Source organism: Edwardsiella piscicida (genome assembly GCF_021733145.1).
In the GTDB taxonomy this organism is placed as follows: Bacteria; Pseudomonadota; Gammaproteobacteria; order Enterobacterales; family Enterobacteriaceae; genus Edwardsiella; species Edwardsiella piscicida.
In genome coordinates this window covers 1,574,311-1,596,608 of the sequence record NZ_CP090968.1, presented here as the reverse complement: position 1 = coordinate 1,596,608, position 22,298 = coordinate 1,574,311, and the positions used below count along the sequence as shown (strand labels likewise).

The 22,298-nt window shown below is 58.1% G+C and carries 21 protein-coding genes; 13 read left to right on the top strand and 8 right to left on the bottom strand.

All coding sequences use genetic code 11. The features are described 5' to 3' along the window. Positions 1-110 precede the first annotated feature (110 nt). The gene (locus L1P05_RS07245) at positions 111-2,366 is read left to right on the top strand and encodes a TonB-dependent hemoglobin/transferrin/lactoferrin family receptor (protein ID WP_012848334.1); all 2,256 of its coding nucleotides are present in this window, start codon (positions 111-113) and stop codon (positions 2,364-2,366) included. A gap of 58 nt (positions 2,367-2,424) precedes the next feature. Here L1P05_RS07245 and L1P05_RS07240 read toward each other — a convergent pair whose 3' ends face one another. Then, positions 2,425-3,177: a MipA/OmpV family protein gene (locus tag L1P05_RS07240; protein WP_476728581.1), complete on the bottom strand. Its 753-nt coding sequence runs from the start codon at positions 3,175-3,177 to the stop codon at positions 2,425-2,427. 369 nt (positions 3,178-3,546) lie between these two features. Here L1P05_RS07240 and L1P05_RS07235 point away from each other — a divergent pair, with 369 nt between their 5' ends. From L1P05_RS07235 to L1P05_RS07215, 5 genes are all read left to right on the top strand, one after another. Then, positions 3,547-5,481: a PrkA family serine protein kinase gene (locus L1P05_RS07235; protein ID WP_012848332.1), complete on the top strand. Its 1,935-nt coding sequence runs from the start codon at positions 3,547-3,549 to the stop codon at positions 5,479-5,481. Between the two features lie 57 nt (positions 5,482-5,538). Then, a complete protein-coding gene (locus L1P05_RS07230; RefSeq protein WP_012848331.1) occupies positions 5,539-6,810 on the top strand; it encodes a YeaH/YhbH family protein in 1,272 nt (423 codons plus the stop codon). A gap of 185 nt (positions 6,811-6,995) precedes the next feature. Further along, positions 6,996-8,762, top strand: coding sequence for an ABC transporter ATP-binding protein/permease (locus L1P05_RS07225; protein WP_012848330.1), 1,767 nt, complete (start codon positions 6,996-6,998; stop codon positions 8,760-8,762). A 388-nt stretch (positions 8,763-9,150) separates the two neighbouring features. Next, on the top strand, positions 9,151-9,408 hold the full coding sequence (locus L1P05_RS07220) for a hypothetical protein (protein ID WP_012848329.1): 258 nt from the start codon (positions 9,151-9,153) through the stop codon (positions 9,406-9,408). Between the two features lie 186 nt (positions 9,409-9,594). Further along, the gene (locus L1P05_RS07215) at positions 9,595-9,810 is read left to right on the top strand and encodes a YccJ family protein (protein ID WP_012848328.1); all 216 of its coding nucleotides are present in this window, start codon (positions 9,595-9,597) and stop codon (positions 9,808-9,810) included. A gap of 34 nt (positions 9,811-9,844) precedes the next feature. Here the strand turns inward: L1P05_RS07215 and L1P05_RS07210 are convergent, their stop codons facing one another. After that, a complete protein-coding gene (locus L1P05_RS07210) occupies positions 9,845-11,098 on the bottom strand; it encodes a D-amino acid dehydrogenase (protein ID WP_012848327.1) in 1,254 nt (417 codons plus the stop codon). 164 nt (positions 11,099-11,262) lie between these two features. Here L1P05_RS07210 and L1P05_RS07205 point away from each other — a divergent pair, with 164 nt between their 5' ends. Then, positions 11,263-12,801, top strand: coding sequence for a SpoVR family protein (locus L1P05_RS07205; protein WP_012848326.1), 1,539 nt, complete (start codon positions 11,263-11,265; stop codon positions 12,799-12,801). A 70-nt stretch (positions 12,802-12,871) separates the two neighbouring features. Here the strand turns inward: L1P05_RS07205 and fadR are convergent, their stop codons facing one another. Beyond that, positions 12,872-13,591, bottom strand: coding sequence for a fatty acid metabolism transcriptional regulator FadR (fadR, locus tag L1P05_RS07200; protein ID WP_012848325.1), 720 nt, complete (start codon positions 13,589-13,591; stop codon positions 12,872-12,874). A gap of 228 nt (positions 13,592-13,819) precedes the next feature. Here fadR and L1P05_RS07195 point away from each other — a divergent pair, with 228 nt between their 5' ends. The 3 genes from L1P05_RS07195 to dsbB all read left to right on the top strand — a co-directional run bounded on the left by L1P05_RS07195 (position 13,820) and on the right by dsbB (position 16,716). Then, positions 13,820-14,104: a hypothetical protein gene (locus L1P05_RS07195; RefSeq protein WP_012848323.1), complete on the top strand. Its 285-nt coding sequence runs from the start codon at positions 13,820-13,822 to the stop codon at positions 14,102-14,104. Between the two features lie 411 nt (positions 14,105-14,515). Further along, positions 14,516-16,090, top strand: coding sequence for a sodium/proton antiporter NhaB (gene nhaB, locus L1P05_RS07190; protein WP_012848322.1), 1,575 nt, complete (start codon positions 14,516-14,518; stop codon positions 16,088-16,090). Between the two features lie 95 nt (positions 16,091-16,185). Further along, on the top strand, positions 16,186-16,716 hold the full coding sequence (dsbB, locus tag L1P05_RS07185) for a disulfide bond formation protein DsbB (RefSeq protein ID WP_012848321.1): 531 nt from the start codon (positions 16,186-16,188) through the stop codon (positions 16,714-16,716). Between the two features lie 84 nt (positions 16,717-16,800). On the opposite strand, the gene L1P05_RS07180 is transcribed toward dsbB, so the two are convergent. The 4 genes from L1P05_RS07180 to L1P05_RS07165 form a co-directional block, all read right to left on the bottom strand. Further along, on the bottom strand, positions 16,801-17,232 hold the full coding sequence (locus L1P05_RS07180) for a universal stress protein (protein WP_012848320.1): 432 nt from the start codon (positions 17,230-17,232) through the stop codon (positions 16,801-16,803). Between the two features lie 107 nt (positions 17,233-17,339). Continuing rightward, positions 17,340-17,801 carry a YcgN family cysteine cluster protein gene (locus tag L1P05_RS07175; RefSeq protein ID WP_012848319.1) on the bottom strand — a complete coding sequence of 154 codons (462 nt, stop codon included), beginning with the start codon at positions 17,799-17,801 and terminating at the stop codon, positions 17,340-17,342. A 102-nt stretch (positions 17,802-17,903) separates the two neighbouring features. Continuing rightward, entirely contained in the window at positions 17,904-18,560 is a 657-nt protein-coding gene (locus L1P05_RS07170; protein WP_012848318.1) for a fumarylacetoacetate hydrolase family protein, read from the bottom strand. A 141-nt stretch (positions 18,561-18,701) separates the two neighbouring features. After that, positions 18,702-18,983, bottom strand: a complete 282-nt coding sequence (locus L1P05_RS07165) for a YcgL domain-containing protein (protein WP_015461361.1) — start codon at positions 18,981-18,983, stop codon at positions 18,702-18,704. A 136-nt stretch (positions 18,984-19,119) separates the two neighbouring features. On the opposite strand from L1P05_RS07165, the gene minC reads away from it, so the two are divergent. The 3 genes from minC to minE are packed head-to-tail and all read left to right on the top strand — an operon-like array spanning position 19,120 to position 20,911. Further along, positions 19,120-19,800 carry a septum site-determining protein MinC gene (gene minC, locus L1P05_RS07160; protein ID WP_012848316.1) on the top strand — a complete coding sequence of 227 codons (681 nt, stop codon included), beginning with the start codon at positions 19,120-19,122 and terminating at the stop codon, positions 19,798-19,800. A gap of 25 nt (positions 19,801-19,825) precedes the next feature. Then, positions 19,826-20,638, top strand: coding sequence for a septum site-determining protein MinD (gene minD, locus L1P05_RS07155; protein ID WP_012848315.1), 813 nt, complete (start codon positions 19,826-19,828; stop codon positions 20,636-20,638). A gap of 3 nt (positions 20,639-20,641) precedes the next feature. Beyond that, on the top strand, positions 20,642-20,911 hold the full coding sequence (minE, locus tag L1P05_RS07150; RefSeq protein WP_012848314.1) for a cell division topological specificity factor MinE: 270 nt from the start codon (positions 20,642-20,644) through the stop codon (positions 20,909-20,911). A gap of 232 nt (positions 20,912-21,143) precedes the next feature. On the opposite strand, the gene rnd is transcribed toward minE, so the two are convergent. Further along, positions 21,144-22,259 carry a ribonuclease D gene (rnd, locus tag L1P05_RS07145; RefSeq protein WP_012848313.1) on the bottom strand — a complete coding sequence of 372 codons (1,116 nt, stop codon included), beginning with the start codon at positions 22,257-22,259 and terminating at the stop codon, positions 21,144-21,146. Between the last annotated feature and the right edge of the window lie 39 nt (positions 22,260-22,298).

Below are 22,298 nucleotides of genomic sequence, written 5' to 3'. Positions count from 1 at the left end.
TCCACGCCGCGTCCACGCCGCACGCATGTCGCGTAAACACGCATTGCTTGAAAATAATTATCATTATCAATTAATATGTATGACCTTTTAGATGCTTCTGGGTTATGTATATGATAAAGAAAATACTTTTTACTACGCTGCTCCCCCTCAGCGCGCCCCTCATCGCACAGACGGCGGGATCGGAGAAAAAAGATGCCGAGGATATCGTCTATGTCATCGAAAAGCAGGAGGAGAAAATTAATGAGACGACGCTCTCACAAAATGAGATAGAGAATCAGCTGATTTTCGATATGCAGGATATTGTTCGCCATCTTCCCGGCGTCGGCGTCTCCAGCGATGGACGCTTTGGCAATAATGGATATAGCATGCGAGGCGTTGATAAGGATCGCGTGGCCATCGCCGTCGATGGTATCCCACAGGGCGAAACCTTCGATAACCTCATTTACAAGGGGTACGGCTATTTTAACGGCAGCATCAACAATATCGAAACTGACCATCTGAAAACCGTACTGATCGCCAAGGGGGCCGACTCGTTATTTATGGGCAGCGGCGCCTTGGGCGGCAGCGTGCAGTATGTCAGCAAAGATCCCGGCGATCTGATTAGGTCGGGCAATAGCGGCTTGGTTTCCCGCAGCGCCTATAGCTCCAAAAATGATGAAAAAATGCAGACCCTCGGGGGCGCGTTCAGCACGGATATTATCGAAGGCATGTTGCTTTACACCTACCGCAGCGGTCATGAAACCGACAACTTCCGCCATGAAAACGATGTGTTTGGCCGCGCTCGTGGAACGCCCGATCCGCAGGATAAAAAGCGCCACTCGCTCCTCTCAAAGGTCAACCTCATGCTAGGCGACGCGCACACCCTCAGCGCCACCGTCGAATATGCCAAGGAAAAGACCTATACCGATGAGAAGTCGTGGCACCTCTTCTCTGCATATCACCGTACCGGTAACGACCTCTCGGAAAAAAGGCGCTACAGCATTTCTGATACCTGGCAGCCCGGCGCCTATATCGACACGGTCAAAACCGAATTTAACTGGCAAAAAATCGCGCAGACCGCCTTTAGCACGATCTATGAAGACTTTGATCAGGGATATTATGGCGATATTTTTGAAGAGAAAAACCGTAGGCTGACCCAATATGGCCGCTACTTGAATAACGAAATCTCGTTCAACAACTGGTCGTTACTGGCTACGCGCCATCATATGACCCTGCGTACCCAGTATGCCACGAAGCGCTTTGATAATGTCAATGCGGACACGACCTGGCTGGGCAACCCCAAGCAACCCTACCGGGACGATCAAAAGATCATCCGACCGGTCTCTAGCCGCGATATCAATGCCACCGTCGTCGATGAAATCGCGCTGCCCGGCAGTCAGCTCAGCCTCATCGCCGGAGCCCGCTATGATAGCGTCGCACATAAGCCCGACGCAGGCCCGTTATCCCTGGCGAAAGACAGCGACCCTCAGCCCAACCGCTACTCTGCCCTTTCATGGGCGCTGACCGCCAACTACGCAATAACCCCCCGCTATACGTTGCAGTATAAAATAGGCAAGGGCTTCCGCATTCCTACGGCACAGGAGCTTTATTTCGATTATGGCGATAGCATCGCGGCTAACCGCGTTGAGCCGAATCCCAATTTAAAACAGGAGCAAGGCCTGAGTAACGAAATCGCGCTCAGCTATCAGGGCGATATCGTACAGAATAAGATCAACGCCTATTACACCAAATACACGGACTTTATCGATCTCAAGCAGACGGAGAAACAGGTTCCCAATCCTTGGTTCAATCCCTCAAATCCATCACGCTGGAACAAACCGACCCTTCCACAAAACCACCTGCAATATACAAACGTCGCCTCGGCCTATGTCTGGGGGCTTGAGCTGACAAACGAATTCCACTTCGCCAAAGCGCTCGGTGGGCAGGATAACTACAGCTTACGCAATAGCCTGAGCTACGCCCGAGGGAAAGATGCCAGCGGAAACGCATTGCTATCTATTCAACCTTTTAAATGGGTTTCTTCGTTAGCCTATCGGCATCCCTCCGAGCGATATGGTGCGGAGCTCTTTATGACCTATGCGGCGAAAAAGACGGAGAGCCAGGCTATTCACAATGGACGCGCCTGGCCATACCTGAGCGCGAGCTATGTTGTCTTTGATACCACCGCCTATTATAACGTCAGTGAAAATATCTCACTGCGCGCCGGCGTGTTTAATATGTTAAATAGAAAATATAGCACTTGGGATACTCTGCGCAGCCTACCGGAGTTCGGCACGACCAATCAGATAGATAGCGATAGAGCTGGCCTACGGCGCTTCACTGCACCGGGGCGAAACGTCGCCGCTGATATTTCATTCTACTTCTAACGCGAGAGCAGGGTCGCCAAAGCGACCCTGCTGATAGTAACGCGATGCACGGCAGCGATTAGAAACGGTAGGTCACGCCAGACCACAGCATGCCGGTATAGCTCTTCGCGATCATCGGGCTGTCCTTGATTTGGCTGCTCAGCTGCACGAAGCGGCCGGCGAAGAATGCATTCCAGTCGGCATTGATGCGATAGTACGTGGTCAGCTCCAGATAGGGTGACCAGCTGTTTTCCGGGCTGTACTGCTGCAGGCTGCTGCGACGCGCCTCGCTGTCGGACACGCCAAAGTAGTAGCTGTTCTGATTAGCGCTGTTCCAGGTCACGCCGACGCCGGGGGTAAAGCTCCAGTCCCCGTGGTGCAGGGTGTACAGGTAGGCCAGATCGCCCACCAGGCCATTGCTGTTATCCAGAATATCGCCAACGAAGGAGGCGCGCAGCGTTCCCCACGCTTCGTGGTGGCTATAGCTCAAGCCGGCCATCACGGTCGCGTAGCGGTTATTCAGGCGCTTCATCCGCCAGTCATCGCTGTCGCTGGCGCGAAAGCGCCATGGCGAATAGAACGCGGTGGCGCTCAGCTGATCCTGCTGATCCTTCCACAGATAGTAGCCGGCGGTCAGACTGTGAAAATAGAAGCTGTCGCTGTCATAGTTCACCATCGGCACAGGATAAACGCGGTCGTTATCACCACGGTAGGGATCCGGGGCGACCAGAGCGGAGGCACCGATAGACCATGTGCCCGCGTGGGCCGCGGCAGTAACCAGCAGGGCCAGTGAGCCCAGCGCAGAGAGCGTACGTTTTTTCACCGTTAACATCTTCCAATACAGAATAAAAATATGTCGGATGATTATACTCAGCAAGTGGTTAATCGCATCATCTTTTACCTGAAAAACAGTTAACATGCCACTTTTCATCCTATTCTACTCCCCACTCCCCGCGCGACCGCCGAACGCGGATATCCTGCGCCGCCGCATCACCGTGTCTAAACTGAGTGCTTGAAATGCCATGGGAAAAAAGCCATGAGCGGCGGGCAAATTCCAGGATGCCAACTAAGCTTGATCTCAGGGGGAGACTACGGTCGGCCTGCCATGTGCGGATGCCCCGGCGCAACAACGCGTTTTCGCGCGACCGCAGCGACGCGGCATTCTCCTTAACCTGTGCTGAAAAAAAGGACGGGCATCGCTATGAACATATTTGACCAATATCGCCAGCGCTATGAAGCGGCCAAGGATGAGGAGTTCACGCTACAGGCATTCCTCACCCTCTGTCGCCAGGATCGCAGCGCCTATGCCAATGCGGCAGAGCGTCTGCTGCAGGCCATCGGCCAGCCCGACATGATCGATACGGCGCAGGACCCCTGCCTCTCCCGCCTGTTCTCCAACCGCGTCATCGCCCGCTACCCCGCCTTTGCCGAATTCTATGGCATGGAGGAGGCCATTGAGCAAATCGTGGCCTACCTGCGCCACGCGGCGCAGGGGCTGGAGGAGAAGAAACAGATCCTCTATCTGCTGGGGCCGGTCGGCGGCGGCAAGTCCTCTTTAGCCGAGCGACTGAAGGCGCTGATGCAGTACGTTCCCATCTACGTTCTGAGCGCCAACGGTGAGCGGAGCCCGGTCAACGACCATCCCCTGTGCCTGTTCGATACCCATGAGGATGGCGCTATCCTCAGCCAGGAGTACGGCATCCCGCCGCGCTATCTGGGAACCATCATGTCGCCGTGGGCCGCCAAGCGTCTGCGTGAGTTCGGCGGTGACATCACCCAGTTCCGGGTCGTCAAAGTGTGGCCGTCGATCCTGCAGCAAATTGCGATCGCCAAGACCGAGCCGGGCGACGAAAACAACCAAGATATCTCCGCGCTGGTCGGTAAGGTGGACATTCGCAAGCTGGAACACTACGCCCAGAACGATCCCGATGCCTATGGCTATTCCGGCGCGCTGTGCCGGGCCAACCAGGGGATCATGGAGTTTGTGGAGATGTTCAAGGCGCCGATCAAGGTGCTACATCCGCTGCTGACCGCCACCCAGGAGGGGAACTATAACGGCACCGAAGGGATCTCGGCCCTGCCCTTCAGCGGCATCATTCTGGCGCACTCCAACGAATCGGAGTGGGTGCAGTTCCGTAATAACAAGAACAATGAGGCCTTTCTCGACCGCGTCTATATCGTGAAGGTCCCCTACTGCCTGCGGGTATCGGAAGAGATTAAGATCTATGACAAGCTGCTGCGCAACAGCGAACTGGCGCTGGCACCCTGCGCTCCGGGTACCCTGGAGACACTGGCCAGCTTCAGCGTGCTGTCGCGTCTGAAAACGCCAGAAAACTCCAGCCTGTTCTCCAAGATGCGCGTCTATGATGGCGAAAGTCTGAAGGACACCGATCCCAAGGCCAAGTCCTACCAGGAGTATCGCGACTATGCCGGAGTCGATGAGGGGATGAACGGCCTCTCCACCCGCTTCGCCTTTAAGATCCTCTCCAAGGTCTTCAACTTTGATCATGCCGAGGTCGCCGCCAACCCGGTACACCTGTTCTACGTCCTGGAACAGCAGATTGAGCGCGAGCAGTTCCCCCAGGAAACTGGGGAAAAATACCTTGAGTACCTGAAAGGCTACCTGATCCCCAAATACGTCGAGTTTATCGGCAAAGAGATCCAGACGGCCTATCTGGAATCCTATTCCGAGTATGGTCAGAATATCTTTGACCGCTACATCACCTATGCCGACTTCTGGATCCAGGATCAGGAGTACCGCGACCCGGATACCGGACAGCTATTTGACCGCGAGTCGCTCAACGCCGAACTGGAGAAAATCGAAAAGCCGGCTGGGATCAGCAATCCAAAAGATTTCCGTAACGAAATCGTCAACTTCGTACTGCGCGCCCGCGCGCACCACAGCGGCCACAATCCTAACTGGACCAGCTATGAGAAGCTGCGTACCGTTATCGAGAAGAAGATGTTCTCCAACACCGAAGAGCTGCTGCCGGTGATCTCGTTCAACGCCAAAACGTCCAGCGAGGAGCAGAAGAAGCACGATGACTTCGTGCACCGCATGATGGAGAAGGGCTATACCCGCAAGCAGGTCCGCCTGCTGTGCGAGTGGTATCTGCGGGTTCGTAAATCATCCTGATGACCCGCTCCGGGCGGCGCTTCGCCGCCCTTTCCACTTGGCAGACTGGGAGGCGCCATGGCCTACTTCATCGATCGCCGCCTGAACGGCAAGAATAAGAGCGCGGTAAACCGCCAGCGGTTCCTGCGCCGCTACAAATCGCAGATCAAACAATCGGTCGCGGATGCCATCCACCGCCGCTCGGTCTCTGACGTAGAGAGCGGCGAATCGGTCACGATTCCACGCGACGATATCAGCGAACCGCTGTTTCAGCAGGGGAGCGGCGGCGAACGCCACCGGGTTCACCCCGGCAACGACCACTTTGTCCCCCATGACCACATCGAGCGCCAGCAGGGCGGCGGCGCCGGCGGCGGCAGCGGTGATGCCGGCAACGGCGAGGGGGGGCAGGATGACTTTGTTTTCCAGATCTCCAAGGACGAGTATCTGGATCTGCTGTTTGAGGACCTGGCCCTGCCCAACCTGCGCCACAGTCACTATCAGCAGCTGACCGAATTCAAAACCCACCGCGCCGGCTACACCGCCAGCGGCGTTCCGGCCAACATCAGCGTCGTGCGCTCCCTGCGAAACTCGCTGGCGCGGCGTACCGCCATGAGCGCCGCCAAGCGGCGCGCGCTGCATCAGCTGGAACAGCAGCTCGACGCGCTGCAGCACAGCGAACCGGCGCAGCCGCTGGAGACCCTGCGGCTACGCAACGAGATCGAGACGCTGCGCCAGCGTATTGCTCGGGTGCCGTTTATCGACAGTATCGATCTGCGCTACAAAAACTACGAGCGGCGCCCCGAGCCCTCCAGCCAAGCGGTCATGTTCTGCCTGATGGACGTCTCCGGCTCCATGGATCAGGCCACCAAAGAGATGGCCAAGCGCTTCTATTTACTGCTGTACCTGTTCCTGAGCCGCAACTACAAGAATATCGAGGTGGTCTATATTCGTCACCACACCCAGGCCAAAGAGGTCGACGAGCAAGAGTTTTTCTACTCTCAGGAGACCGGCGGCACCATCGTCTCCAGCGCGCTGAAGCTGATGGATGAGATCGTCCGCGCCCGTTACGATCCCGCTCAGTGGAACATCTATGCCGCCCAGGCCTCCGACGGCGACAACTGGGCCGATGACTCCCCCCTGTGCCAGCAGCTGCTCACCACCCGGCTGCTGCCGCTGGTACGCTACTATTGCTATATCGAAATCACCCGCCGCGCCCACCAGACCCTATGGCGAGAGTATGAGGGGCTGAGCCAGCGCTGCGACAACTTTGCCATGCAGCATATCCGGGAGCCGCAGGACATCTACCCGGTCTTTCGGGAGCTGTTCGCCCGTCAGGTCGCCTCCCGCTGATCCCCCGCCGCCGCACAGGGCGGCGGGAACCGTCCCGATAATCGCCCGCCATTCGACGACGGGGTATCCTAAACGTTCGGCATATCATTAAATTACTTTACAATTGGCCACAGAACGTTTGTCATGTCCCGTGGCCTAAACGGACACCCCTTTTTATTATTTTCATGCTGTAGGAAAGTCATCGCATGCATTTCACCCAAAAAGCCACCCACTGGCGGGAAGTGTGGCAGCTGATCAGGCCCTACTGGGTTTCAGAAGAAAAAGTCAGCGCCTGGACCCGTCTGCTCGCCATCGTCGTCCTGACCCTGGCCGCGGTGTACCTCAATGTCCTGTTTAACGAGTGGAACCGGGTATTCTACGATGCCCTGCAAAACCGGAACTATGCGGTATTCAAGGCGCAGCTGATCCGCTTTAGCTATCTGGCGTTTATCTACATCGCGATCGCCATCTTCCGCATTTACCTGACCCAGGGGCTGCAGATGCTGTGGCGCCAATGGATGACCCGGCGCTATATGGATAAATGGCTGGGACACCAAGCCTATTATCACACGGAAATGCAGCAGTCGATCGATAACCCCGACCAGCGTATCGCTCAGGATCTCAACGCGTTGACCAGCGGCACGCTCTCCCTGACGCTGGGGCTGCTCTCCAGCCTGGTGACCCTGTTCTCCTTCGTCGCGATCCTGTGGTCGGTCTCCGGCTCGCTTTCACTGATGATCGCCGGCCATGCGCTGGAGATCCCCGGTTACATGGTGTGGTTTGCCCTGCTGTATGCCGGGCTCGGCTCCATGATGATCTGGCTGGTGGGCCGCCCGCTGGTCGATCTCTCCTTCGATCAGGAGCGCTTTGAGGCAAACTTCCGCTTTGGTCTGATCCGGATCCGCCATAACGCCGACCCCATCGCGCTGTATCACGGTGAACCGCAGGAGCGCCAGCAGCTGGACGGCCAGTTTCAGAATATCCGCCGTAACTGGTGGAGCATCATGCGTCTGACCCGACGCCTCAACTTCGCCAGCAACTTTTACGGCCAGTTCGCCATCATCTTCCCGATTCTGGTGGCCGCGCCGCGCTATTTTGCCAACGCTATCCAGCTGGGCACCCTGATGCAGATCTCCTCGGCCTTCGGCCAGGTGCAGGGGGCGCTATCCTGGTTTATCAACGCGTTTGACGATCTGGCCTCCTGGAAAGCCTGCGTAAACCGTCTGGCCGGATTCAATAAGGCGGTGGAAGAGATTAACGCCCACCCCGGCGGCATCCGCCATGGACAAACCGCGGGCGCCGACGAGGCGCTCACGATCAAGGCGCTGACCCTGCAGCTTCACCAAGGACGTACGCTGTTTAACGATGTCAGTCTGCAAGTGCAGCGCGGCGATCGCGTGCTGATCACCGGCCCCTCCGGCTGCGGTAAGTCGACTCTGCTGCGCGCCATCGCCGGCGTCTGGCCCTACGGCCACGGCGAGATCCTACGTCCGGATGAAACGACGCTGCGCACCCTGTTCCTGCCGCAGCGCAGCTACCTGCCGATAGGCAGCCTGCGTGAGGCCATCTGCTACCCCTACAGCGCGACCACCTATAGCGATGACGAACTGAAGTCTATCCTGCAAGCCTGCCGCCTAAGCCACCTGTGCGATGCGCTGGGCAGCCGCGCCAACTGGTCACAGCAGCTCTCCCCCGGGGAGCAGCAGCGCATCGCCTTTGCGCGTGCGCTGGCGCTGCGCCCGGATATTCTGTATCTGGATGAGGCCACCAGCGCGCTGGATGAAGATACTGAGCAGCACGTTTACCGCCTGCTGGAGGCATACCTGCCGGGCGTGACGCTGATCAGCGTCGCTCACCGCAGCAGCGTCGCGCCGTTCCATACCCTGCGCTGGCGCTTTCGCCGCGAGACGGAGGATGACCAAGGGCGTGAATTTGCCCCGTCGCAGGTCGAGATCTCCGCGCTGAACGCCTGACGCGCGCCGGCCCCGCGATAGCGCCGCCGAGCAAGCGCGGCGATATCGTATATGCTTAATCGAGGAGCGGGTGCGCAGACGATCGCGCCCGCGCCCTCGTAAAGCGTGGCGTGAACGGAGAGGTATCGCGCGGCATGAGGCGTGAAAGCCAAGGCATTTATGTAATAAAAGGCGCTATTAATTTAGCTAACTGTGAGTTCAGACACAGCGCACGGCGCGACTCACCGAACACAATAGGAATAGTAAGGAAAAGAATGCTAACGTAAGTAAATTATTATCACGGACGAATAATTAAACCATTTACATCGTCTGCATGCGTCTCGGTGCTGATACTGCTCCCGTTGGACAGTCCCTGAGCCCTTTCTGCCATACCCAGGGGAATTTCACTATGAGCACACTCCTCGATCTGCCCGGCGATAGCGTTATATCCAATGAACGCACCCATTTCGATAATGAAGTTTCACGCGTCATCGGCGAAACCGTCAGCGATTTAATTCATCGCGATGGCGATATTATTTACGGCGATTTAATTCACGCCTTGGCGCGATCCGCCCGCGTGGAAGCCAGTCAACAGCGCCGCGCGCTGCTGCTCTGCGCCCTCGACCGCCTGCTGGGCGATCAGCCGGCACAGGGACTCCGCTCCTGATCGCCGCCGCGGGGGCCTCGGCCCCCGTCCTCGCTTTATTCCTTCCACAACATGTGGCAACACAAGGGGCTGGCGCAGCAGCCTATGCTGCGTTATGGTGATTAGAGGGCAGATTGCCTCTGTCATCGGCCCCTTTCCGCTGGATCGGTACATCCGTAACCGCGATCATTTTCAAGGAGACTTTTTATGACCAAGCCGCATCACATCGCCGAATGGGCACGCGTGCGTGAAACCTCTTTAGAAATTGCCGAAGCCATCTTCGAACTGGCGCACGGTGACGAAGCCCTGGCGCAACAGATTTGGGAAGAAGGAAACGATGATGTCCTGCCGCGGGCCTTCGCCAAAACGGATCAGGATCAGCTCTACTGGGGAGATGAGACCATCTCCCGCGCAGACGTCTAACCCGTATTATCCCCTGCCCGCCGTGTCCGCCGCATTACGCGGTATAGCGGGCAACCGATAAATCATCGGCGCGGATCGCCGGCGTCACACCGGAGATGATATCCGCCAGCAGCTGGCCGGATCCGCAGGCCATGGTCCATCCCAGCGTACCGTGGCCGGTATTGAGATACAAATTCTCCAGCGGTGTCGCCCCCACCAGCGGCGTACCGTCCGGCGTCGCCGGACGCAGCCCGCTCCAAAAGTTCGCCTGCGGCAAAAAACCACCGCGCGGATAGAGATCGCGTACCACTTTCTCTAGGGTGCGGCGCCGAGCCCGCGGCAGCGACATGTCAAAGCCGACTACCTCCGCCATACCGCCAACCCGGATACGCCGATCGAAGCGGGTGATCGCCACCTTATAGCTCTCATCCAGCACCGTCGAGCGCGGCGCGGCGTCAGGGTCGTCGATGGGCAGCGTCAGGGAATAACCTTTCAGTGGATAGACCGGGATCGCCACGATATCCTGCAGCAGCCCGGTAGAGTAGGCGCCCAGCGCGACCACATAGGCATCCGCCACCAGCGTATCGTGGCCACACTGTACGCCCTGTATCCGCGCCCCGCTGCGCAGTAGTCGCAGGGCCTGGGTATTAAAGATAAAGCGCACTCCGGCCTGCGCCGCCCGCTGCGCCAGCTGACGGGTAAACAGCTGGCAGTCCCCGGTTTCATCATGGGGCAGATGCAGGCCGCCGCTCAGGCGCGCACGCGCCGCCGCCAGCGCCGGCTCTACCGTCGACAGCTGCGCCGCCGGCAGCAGTTGATAAGGCACCCCGGCCTCGCGTAGAACGGCAATATCACGCGCGGCGTTCTCATACTGCTGCGGCGTGCGAAACAGCTGCAGGGTTCCCAGCTGCCGCCCCTCGTAATCGATGGGAGTCGTCTGGCGCAGCTGCACCAGGCAGTCGCGACTGTATTCGGCCAGCCGAACCATCCGTGCTTTATTTTGGCCATAGCGGGCGCTGTCGCAGTTACGTAGCATCTGCCACAGCCAGCGCAGCTGAAACAGCGAACCGTCCAGGCTCATCGCCAGCGGCGCATGACGCTGAAACAGCCATTTAAGCGCCTTGAGCGGGATCCCCGGCGCCGCCCAGGGCGCCGCATAGCCCGGCGAGATCTGTCCGGCGTTGGCCGCGCTGGTCTCCAGCGCAGGCCCCTCCTGACGATCGACCACCGTTACCTGATGTCCGGCCTGCGCCAGATACCACGCGCTGGTCACGCCGATCACGCCGCTGCCCAATATCACTACCCGCATCTCCGCTCCTCCGCTGCCACGCGCATGCCCGATACGCTGTACATCAAGCATATGCGATAACCGGAGCGCGCGCTGTGGCAATCCGGCAGTTTTCAGCACGTAGGCTACGCTTGTATCAGGACGGCATGCCGCGGTCCGTATAATGGCTTGAGGGAGGTGTGTGCATGGCCAGGTCAAACGCTGCAACCCGTAACTCCACGCCGTGCCTGAGCGATGGCCCGGACTGGACGTTTCCGCTGCTTCAGGCGTATCTGAATGAGATCGATCGGGTCGCCCGGCACTACCGGCTGGATACCTATCCGCACCAGATAGAAATCATTACCGCCGAACAGATGATGGACGCCTACTCCAGCGTCGGCATGCCGATCAACTACGCCCACTGGTCCTTCGGTAAAAAGTTTATCGAGACCGAGCGGCGCTATAAACATGGTCAGCAGGGATTGGCCTATGAGATCGTGATAAACGCGAACCCCTGCATCGCCTACCTGATGGAGGAGAACACCATTACCCTGCAGGCGCTGGTGATGGCCCACGCCTGCTACGGCCATAACTCCTTCTTTAAGAATAACTATCTGTTCCGCACCTGGACCGACGCGGGATCCATCATCGATTACCTACTGTTTGCCCGTAACTATATCCGCCAGTGCGAGGAGCGCTACGGCGTTGAAGAGGTCGAGAAAATACTGGACTCCAGCCATGCGCTGATGAACTACGGCGTCGATCGCTACAAACGGCCGCAGAAGATCTCGCTGGATGAGGAGCGTGCGCGCCAGAAGGCACGCGAGGCCTATCTGCAGAGCCAAGTCAACGATCTCTGGCGCACCCTGCCGCGCCGAGAGGCCGAGGTGCTGGCAAGGCAGGATCAGCGCTTCCCCAGCGAACCCCAGGAGAACATTCTCTATTTCCTGGAAAAAAATGCCCCGCTGCTGGAGCCATGGCAGCGGGAGATCGTGCGTATCGTGCGCAAGATCAGCCAATACTTTTACCCGCAGAAGCAGACACAGGTCATGAATGAAGGCTGGGCCACTTTCTGGCACTACACCCTGCTCAACCATCTCTACGACGAGGGGCGCGTCAGCGACCGCTTTATGCTGGAATTTCTGCACAGCCACACCAATGTGATCGCCCAGCCATCCTATAACAGTCCCTATTACAGCGGCATCAACCCCTATGCCTTGGGATTCGCCATGTATCAAGATATTCGGCGCATCTGCCAGCAGCCGACCCCCGAAGATCGGGAGTGGTTCCCCACCATCGCCGGGCGTGACTGGCTGGAGACGCTGCACTTCGCCATGCGCGACTTCAAGGATGAAAGCTTCATCAGCCAGTTTCTGTCGCCGCGCCTGATGCGCGAGTTTCACCTGTTCAGCGTCCTGGACGACGAGCGTAATAGCTATCTGGAGATTGAGGCTATCCATAACCAGGAGGGCTACCGGCTCCTGCGAGAGCGGCTGTCATCCCAGTATAATCTGAGCAACCTTGAGCCGAATATTCAGGTCTGGAACGTCGCGCTGCGCGGCGATCGCTCGCTGACCCTACGCTATATTCCCCATAACCGGATCCCGCTGGATACCGCCAGCCGCCGGGCGGTCATCAAACATCTGCAGCGGCTGTGGGGCTTTGACGTTTATCTGGAGCAGGTAAATGAAGACGGTGGCGTAGAGCTGCTGGAGCGCTGCCCTCCACATCCTGACGGGATCTAAATAAAAACCGGGGGCGCCAAGCGCCCCCGATTAACGGAAGAAAGGGAGATCGGCTGGATATGCCGCCGGCTCAGGCGCGCCCATCGGCCAAGTCGCGCGGGATCCCGCTCTGCATTCCGTGCCAAATAGCGCCGCTCTCTTTGCCGTAGCTGCGGACAAACTCCATCACCTGATCATGCTGACGGGTCGCCGCCAGCTCGCCGAGACGCGAATAGAACGCCAGCGCCAGGCGGCGCGCCTGCGGATTGGAAAAATAGTAGCGACCGACCCGGGTATACAGCCCCTTCAACCCATTGAGGATCAGGCCGTAGATCGGATTGCCGCAGGCGAAGGCCAGCGCGCGAAAAATACGGTAGTCCAAGTCGGCAAAGGCATCGGCGCTATCCTCTACCGTCGGGGCGTCGGCTACGATAGTCTCAACCTTATCCGGGTGCTGACGCACCGCGGCGCGAATAAAGATAGCGGCAATATTGGTACGTACGGCCAGCACATTGTCGATCAGCTGCGGGACGCTATCGTGATCTAAACGCGCCAGCGTCTCCAGAATATTCAAGCCGGAGGTTTCCCAAAAGTTGTTCACCTGCGTCGGCTTACCATGCCGGATCGTCAGCCATCCATCGCGCGCTAAACGCTGCAGTACCTCACGCAGGGTAGTACGGGTAACGCCAATCAGCTCAGACAACTCTCGCTCTGCGGGCAGGATAGAACCGGGTGGGAAACGGTTATTCCAAATACTTTCAATTAAATACTCTTCCGCAAAACCAGCTGGACTCTGCGCCTTAATAACCATGTTGTTAACGTTCCGTCACGACAATAAGAATAAGCAAAACAAGATTGCTCATCATACCAGATGGCAACCCGCTGATATAGCGCCGATAGCGCTTAAACATACAAACTGTGCCCACGGCGGCAAAAGCCACGTGCGAATGCGAAATGCGAATAAAATTCATTTTCTATTGAGCCTGCGGCAGCAGTAGATATATAATAAGACTCATTATCAATAATGCGGAGAGAGATCATGGACGTCACGGGTATCCTTATCGTCAGCGCCGCCGCACTGAGCAGCGTCGCGCTGCTCATCACTCTGTTTGCCGACGGCGGAGCACCGCGTTTCCTGCGCACGCCTTCTCCCCGCGCAGAGCCGCGCTGCGACCGCGCCCAACTGCCTGCGCAGGAGGAGACGCTCCCCCCCATCCTGGGCAACCTGACGCTACACCCGACGGCACAGCCTCGCCTGGGCTCGCTGGAGTTTCCCTTACCCGCGCCGCGCATCGCGCTGGGCAATCTGGGCTCTCTCCGGTAACGGGTTCTCCCCTTCTATCGCATGCCGTCCCTCGACCTCCGCATGTCATATCGATAAATAATGCGCTCACAGTTTTTTATTCCACACTCTGGGCGCTGAACCGCGTTACTCCCCCTTTCCAGCGTGCCCCATTGCAGCCCTGCGTCAAAATCGGCAAGATTTGCCCTCATCGGTACGCCGCCCCGCGCGGCGCCCGCATCGGCCGTGGATGGTGCCGTGGTAAGACGCTTATATTAGGAAACTCGACAATAATTAAATGATTTATAAGAGGTTATATCAAGGCGCCACTTTGCCGCCCGCCGTGAAAGTAGTATAGTCTAATTATTTCCCGGCAAAGATATTCTCCGTTCCGCTTTCTGGGATCGCGCCGATACCGGCAAAATCACATAAGAAATCAGGTTTAACGACGTTATGACAATCACATATACCCAGGCCTTCGCGAAGAACTTCCTCGGTAATGCGCCGGGCTGGTACAAAATCGCCATTCTGGTCTTTTTAATCATCAATCCACTGGTTTTTGCCCTCAGCCCGTTCTACGCCGGCTGGCTGCTGGTGATCGAGTTTATCTTCACCCTGGCCATGGCGCTGAAGTGCTACCCCCTGCAGCCCGGCGGCCTGCTGGCGCTTGAGGCCGTCTTTATCGGAATGACCAGCCCGGAGAAGATCGCCCATGAGATAGCCGCCAATCTGGAAGTGCTGCTGCTGCTGATCTTCATGGTGGCCGGTATCTATTTTATGAAGCAGCTGCTGCTGTTTGTCTTCACCAAGCTACTGCTTAACATTCGCTCGAAGATAGCCCTATCGCTGGCCTTTTGTCTGGCGGCGGCGTTCCTGTCCGCCTTCCTCGATGCCCTGACGGTGATCGCCGTTGTCATCAGCGTCGCGGTGGGGTTCTATGGCATCTACCATCAGGTCGCCTCCGGCGGCGGCAGCAACGTGGCGCTCAGCGACGACAGCCTCTTGACCGACAGCGCCAAGCGCGATGCCCTCGATCAGTTCCGCGCCTTTCTGCGTAGCCTGCTGATGCATGCCGGCGTCGGTACCGCCCTCGGCGGCGTCATGACCATGGTCGGTGAACCGCAGAACCTGATCATCGCCAAAAACGCCGACTGGCATTTCGTCTCGTTTCTGCTGCGCATGGCGCCGGTTACCGTGCCGGTCTTCTTCTGCGGTATCTTCACCTGCTACCTGGTCGAGCGATTCTCCCTGTTCGGCTACGGCGCCCAGCTGCCGGATCGCGTGCGCCAAATCCTGCTCAACTTCGATCGGGAGAGTACCAACAGCCGCAGCCGTCAGGATAAGCTGCGCCTGATGATACAGGCCCTGGTCGGCGTCTGGCTGGTGAGCGCGTTGGCCTTCCACCTGGCAGAGGTCGGGCTGATCGGGCTGAGCGTGATCGTACTGGTCACGTCACTGTGTGGGGTCACCGACGAGCACCTGATCGGTAAGGCGTTTCAGGAGTCTCTGCCCTTCACCGCGCTGCTCACCGTCTTCTTCTCCGTCGTGGCCGTGATCATCGATCAGCATCTGTTTACCCCGGTGATCCAGTTTGTGCTGCAGTCGCCGCCGGATCGTCAGCTGACGCTGTTCTATCTGTTCAACGGGCTGCTCTCGTCGATCTCCGATAACGTCTTTGTCGGTACGGTCTACATTCACGAGGCGAAGGCGGCGCTGGAGTCCGGCGCAATCTCCCTGAAGCAGTTTGAGCTGCTGGCCGTTGCCATTAACACCGGCACCAACCTACCGTCGGTCGCCACCCCCAACGGTCAGGCCGCGTTCCTGTTCCTGCTGACCTCTGCGCTGGCGCCGCTGATCCGTCTCTCCTATGGCCGCATGGTCTGGATGGCGCTGCCCTACACGGTGGTGATGACGCTGGTGGGCCTGCTGTGCGTGACCTTCGCGCTGGAGCCGGCAACGCAGCTCCTGTCTCAGTGGCATCTGCTGACCCTGCCACCGGCGCAGGACGTGCTCAGCGGCGGGCTATAACTCCCGTCCGTCGCGCATTTCAGATAATTTTTTCTGGCAGTGTGCAGTCAATGGTTTACACTGGCTGCACCTTTTTGTGACATGGAAATCAGGTTATGTTGCAATTTTTGAAGCGTTGTTCGCAAGGGCGCGGCGCCTGGCTACTGTTGGCGTTTACCGCGCTGCTGCTTGAGTCGACCGCGCTCTACTTTCAGCATGTGATGCTGTTAAAACCCTGTGTCATGTGCATCTATGAACGCTGTGCCCTGTTCGGGATTCTGGGAGCCGGGCTGCTGGGCGCCGCGGCGCCGAAAACCCCGCTGCGCTGGGCCGCGCTGCTGCTGTGGCTGTACAGCGCCTATCGCGGGCTGGAGCTGGCCTGGCAGCACACGATGATCCAGCTGCACCCCTCGCCGTTCAATACCTGTGACTTCTTTGTCTCCTTCCCCGCGTGGCTGCCGCTGGACAAATGGCTTCCGTCCGTCTTTTTCGCCAATGGGGACTGCGCTGAACGCCAGTGGCAGTTTCTGAACATGGAAATGCCGCAGTGGCTGGTCGGGATCTTTGCCGCCTATCTGCTGATCGGTCTGCTGGTGCTGCTGGCTCAGATGGTCAAAGAGAAGCGTCGCTCGCTGTTTAATCGCTAGACTCGCCGCTCACACCGCGCGACCAACGTCAAAAGGCACCCGAGGGTGCCTTTTGCTTTTCTCGTTGCTGGGTGACGGAATACTTTAGCGAGCGACTAGCACCGAGGTGCGAGCGTGGCGAACGATCGCCGCCGCGTTGGAGCCCAGCAGATAGGTTTTCATGCTGGGGCGCCGCGATCCGATCAGGATCAGGTCGGCATCGATGCACTGCGCCTCTTTCAGGATTTCGTCATAGATACCGCCCTGGCGCACCACCACGCTGATGTTTTCCGCCGGCAGCGGCAGCGTATCCGCCAGCGCCTGCAGACGCGAGCGCAGCTCACCGCTCATCACATCATCGAACTGATTGGTCTGCGGGTTAAAGCGGTTAAGGATAAAATCGGGGATCTGGGCGACGACGTACATCAGGCGCACCCGGGTATCTGGGCTGCGGATCACGGCCTTCACCTGCTCCAACGCCATCGCCGTCAGCGCCTCCTCTCCCAGATCCAGCGGTAGTAAAATGTTCTGATACATCTTTTCCCTCTCCTGTTCTGTGATGGTATTCCCGCGGCATGCGTAGCGTGACGGCGCTGCGGCGGGCTAATTCATCATACAAAGCCAGCCGTAGGACCACAACCGATTTACTCCTGCCCTTCTCCCTGCTGCCACAGCGGCTGGCGCATAATATGCTGCTCCCAGTCGCTGACTTCGCTTTCGCGCACCGCGATATAGCGCACGGAGATGCGCGCCGCATGCATCGCCGACTTAGAGCCGGTGCGCAGCGGGTGCCACGTCGGCAGCGGTGCGCCCTCGCTCAGCAGGCGATAGGCGCAGGTCGGCGGCAGCCATTCAAAGGTCGGCAGATTCTCCCGAGTCAGTTTGATGCAGTCCTCTTCATACTCAAAGCGCCGCGCATAGTGGCGGCACTGACACGTCTTGATATTGAGCAGGTTGCAGGCCACGTTAGTGAAATAGATCTCATCAGTATCTTCGTCCTGCAGCTTATGCAGGCAGCACTGACCGCAGCCGTCACACAGCGCCTCCCATTCGGCGTCACTCATCTGTTCCAGCGTTTTTTCCTGCCAAAAAGGCGTTGTACCCATGTTCACGTTACCCGCAGCTGTGCTATCAAAGGCGCCCTGTATAGACGCTTTGGGCGACAGATGCAAGTCCCTTTCGCGATAGCGGGTATCTCCGCGCCGGCCTCAAATGATCCGGGTCGTCAGCGTACGCGCGTTCAGGCCGATGGTCAGCATGTCGCCGGAGAGCAGCGGACCGACGCCGGCCGGTGTTCCCGTCAGCACAACGTCCCCGGCGCGCAGGGTAAAGAAGCGGCTCATATAGCTAATCAACGGCAGGATGGGGGTCAGCATATCGCGCGTATTGCCAGACTGGCGCAGCGCGCCGTTGACGCTCAGCGTAAGGCCGGCGTTTTGCGCGTCGCCGAATTCGCTCTCGGGAATAAAACCAGAGATGGGACAGGCGCCGTCAAACGCCTTGGCCTTCTCCCAGGGATAGCCGTGCTTTTTGCATTCGCGCTGCACGTCGCGCAGGGTGAGATCCAGCGCCACGCCATAGCCGGCGATAGCGCGCGCCACCCGATCCTCATTCGCCTGACTCAGCGGCATGCCGATCAGCACCGCCAGCTCGACCTCGTGGTGCACCTCGCCCAGCCCGTGGGGGATCACGATCGGCTGGCGCAGATCGCACAGCGCACTCTCCGGCTTAAGGAACAGCACGGGCTGCGGCGCCACCTGGCTGCCCATCTCACGGACATGCTCACGGTAATTATTACCGACGCAGACCACCTTACTGACCGGTAGCTCCAGCAGAGCACCCTGCCAATCACGATGCTGATACATCCTTCACCTCCCCTCAGGCGGGTGCCGCCGCCGGCACCCCGGATCATCAGTCTATCGATTATCCGCAGCGACGGAAGCGCCCGCCCGACCAGAGCGTGATATCGTTCACAGCATTAGCGTACGCGGCGCCAGAAATACGCCTCAGGCGGTCATTTTCCCCTGAGCATATAGGTGCCCCTTCAACAGGTTTTCCGGCGGCGGCGGCAGCTGTAGATAATACCCTTGCTCGGCCAGCGCCGCTTTCACCGTCGCGAGATCCGCCCCGGCCAGGCGCGTGCGAGTGGCCAAATTAAGCACCATAGCCAGCTGCGGCAGGCCGAAGCTCTTCAGTAAATCGGGTGGAACCCGGGAAAAATCGTCTTTCTTTTCCACATACAGATATGTTTGATCGCGTTTTGAGCTTCTGTAGATCACACAAAGCATTTTTTCCACTCTATTTAATTCTGACGGCGACTTGCCTAGATATACTGCTGACTATAACATGCTTAGATACATCGGAATATCACGCGCGCCGTGGTTATTTCGGAGATTTCCAAGTTGCTGAGCTGAGTCAGGATAGATGTCACAAGCGCCAATAGAACTGAAAGGCAGCAGTTTTACACTCTCGGTTGTTCATTTGCATAATTCTCAACCAGAGGTAATTCGCCCGGCATTAATCGCCAAAGTCGGTCAAGCGCCCGCGTTTTTGAAAAATGCGCCTGTTGTTATTAATATTACTGATGTGAATGGCAGTGTGGAATGGCGTGAAATGCTGCGCGTGTTCAGCGCCGCAGGGCTGCACGTCATCGGCGTCAGCGGCTGTCGCGACGAAGCCCAAAAACAGGCGGTACTGCATGCGGGTTTGCCGCTGCTCAGCGAAGGTAAAGGCGCGGTGAAGAAGGCGCCCATCGCCCCGGCGGTCCCCGTCGCGGCGAAAACCAAAATCGTCAGTACCCCGGTGCGCTCAGGCCAGCAGATCTATGCGCGTAGCTGCGATCTGATCGTCACCAGCCACGTCAGCGCCGGCGCAGAGCTGATCGCCGACGGCAATATACATGTCTACGGCATGATGCGTGGGCGAGCGTTGGCCGGCGCCGCTGGCGACAGCGGCAGCCAGATCTTCTGCAGCCATCTCTCCGCCGAACTGGTATCCATCGCCGGTCAGTACTGGCTAAGCGATCAGATCCCGGAAAACTATTATGGGCAAGCCGCCCGCCTCACCCTGAGCGACGGCGCCCTTACCATTCAACCTTTATTCTAGGCCCTTCTTCAAAAAGGATATTTTCATGGCACGCATTATTGTTGTTACATCGGGTAAAGGGGGCGTTGGCAAGACTACATCAAGCGCGGCCATCGCAACCGGACTGGCACAGAAAGGCAAAAAAACCGTTGTTATCGACTTTGACATTGGCCTGCGTAACCTTGACCTGATCATGGGCTGTGAACGCCGCGTCGTGTATGACTTTGTCAATGTCATCCAGGGTGACGCGACCCTAAATCAGGCGCTGATCAAAGACAAGCGCACCGAGAATCTATTCATCCTGCCCGCCTCTCAGACCCGCGATAAAGACGCGCTGACCCGTGAAGGCGTAGAGAAAGTGCTCGACGATCTGCAGGAGATGGGCTTTGACTTCATTATCTGTGACTCTCCGGCCGGTATCGAAACCGGGGCGCTAATGGCGCTCTACTTCGCCGATGAGGCCATCATCACTACCAACCCAGAGGTCTCCTCGGTACGTGACTCTGACCGTATCCTGGGCATCCTCTCCTCCAAGTCTCGCCGGGCCGAAAACGGTGACGATCCTATCAAGGAGCACCTGCTGCTGACGCGCTACAATCCGGGCCGAGTCAGCCGCGGCGACATGCTGAGCATGGAGGACGTGCTGGAAATTCTGCGCATTCCGCTGGTCGGCGTCATCCCGGAGAGCCCGTCGGTGCTGCGCGCCTCTAACCAGGGCGAGCCGGTGATCCTGGACAATGAGTCCGATGCGGGTCAGGCCTACCGTGATACGGTCGAGCGTCTGATGGGCGAAGAGCGTCAGTTCCGTTTTGTTGAAGAAGAGAAAAAAGGCTTCCTGAAACGCCTGTTCGGGGGATAAGACATGGCATTACTTGATTTCTTTCTGTCGCGTAAAAAAACGACAGCCAATATCGCCAAGGAACGGCTGCAGATCATCGTCGCGGAGCGGCGCCGGGGAGACAGTGAGCCCCACTATCTCCCTCAGCTGAAGCGCGACCTGCTGGCGGTCATCTGTAAATATGTACAGATCGATCCAGAAATGGTCAGCGTACAGCTGGAGCAGAAAGGGGATGATATTTCGGTTCTCGAGCTAAATGTCACATTACCGGAAAACGAAGAAGCACCGAAATGAGCAAGAGGCGGCGTTCCCTTATTTATTAAGGAAACGACTGTATAAATAAACAGATGAATTACCATCATCTGTTTATTATTAGGACATCTTTACAGAATAATCTGATTATTATGCTACGGCGCAGATTATCTGCTCGATAAAATGAATAAATTTTGTTTTATCCTACACCCCAGCTCACCAATACAATAAAGGCAGCGCTAAGGCTGCCTTTATTATTTATCGCCTGCACACGCTATTTTGTCAGTACGCCATTCAGCCCATCGGCCAGCAGCTGACCGCGCCAGCCGCTCAGCAGCTCCGGCTGCTCCGTCTTCAGCTGCCAGTGTACGCTCAGCAGCTGATTGATCTGGCGCCGAGACGCCAGCAGCTCCGCCGTCAGCCCCTTCTGCTCTGCCACCTGCTGCACCAGCGTCTTAATGTGCTTAAACGCCTGCTTATAGCCCGGGTGGTCGATCAGACGCTCGACGGCGGGCGGCAGCTGCGCCTCTTCCAGCGCGGCGCTGCGCTCGACGATCTCCAGCAGCGCCTTACCGTGATAGCGGATCTCCGGCCCGCTGACGCCGATTTCGCTCAGCTCGGCCATCGAGCCCGGCATGTAGCGTGCCACCAGCCACAGGCTCTCCTCACGCACCACGAAGTTCACCGCCATATCGCGGGTGCGGGCCTGATTCAGGCGCCACTCGCCCAGCAGCTGCAGGCAGGCCAGCTGACGCGGACGCAGCTGCCAGGCATTGGTCATATCCCGGTAGGCCAGCGTCGGATCCACCGTTTCGGCGCGACGGCGGCACAGAGCCTGGCACTCGTCGAGCGCCGCCGGCAGCCAGCCGCAGGCCTCAACCTCGGCCAGCAGCTTGTGCGCCATCGGCAGCAGGTAATAGACGTCTGCCGCGGCATAGTCGCACTGACGCTCGCTTAGCGGACGGGCCAGCCAGTCGGTGCGCGACTCGCTCTTATCCAGGTCCACCTGCAGATAAGCGCTGACCATGGCGGCAAAGCCGCTGGAGAGCGGGCGACCGGTAAAGGCAGCCAGGATCTGGGTGTCGATCAGCGGCTGAGGCAGAGTCTGGAAGTCATGCAGGAAGACCTCCAGATCTTCGCTGCCGGCGTGCAGCAGTTTGACGACCTGCGGGTTACGCAGCAGATCGACAAACGGCTGCCAGTCGGAGATCGGCAGCGGATCGATGAGTGACAGCGTCTCACCGTCATACAGCTGCACCAGCCCCAGCTGGGGATAGTAGGTACGGGTGCGGACAAACTCCGTATCCAGCGCGATATAGGGGCAGGCGCTGGCGCGTTCACAGACCTCTTTCAGCGCACTGCTGGAGGTAATTAACTGATACTTTAGCATTATAATCTCATTAAAACGCCTGCCGCGGCAGGACGTGAA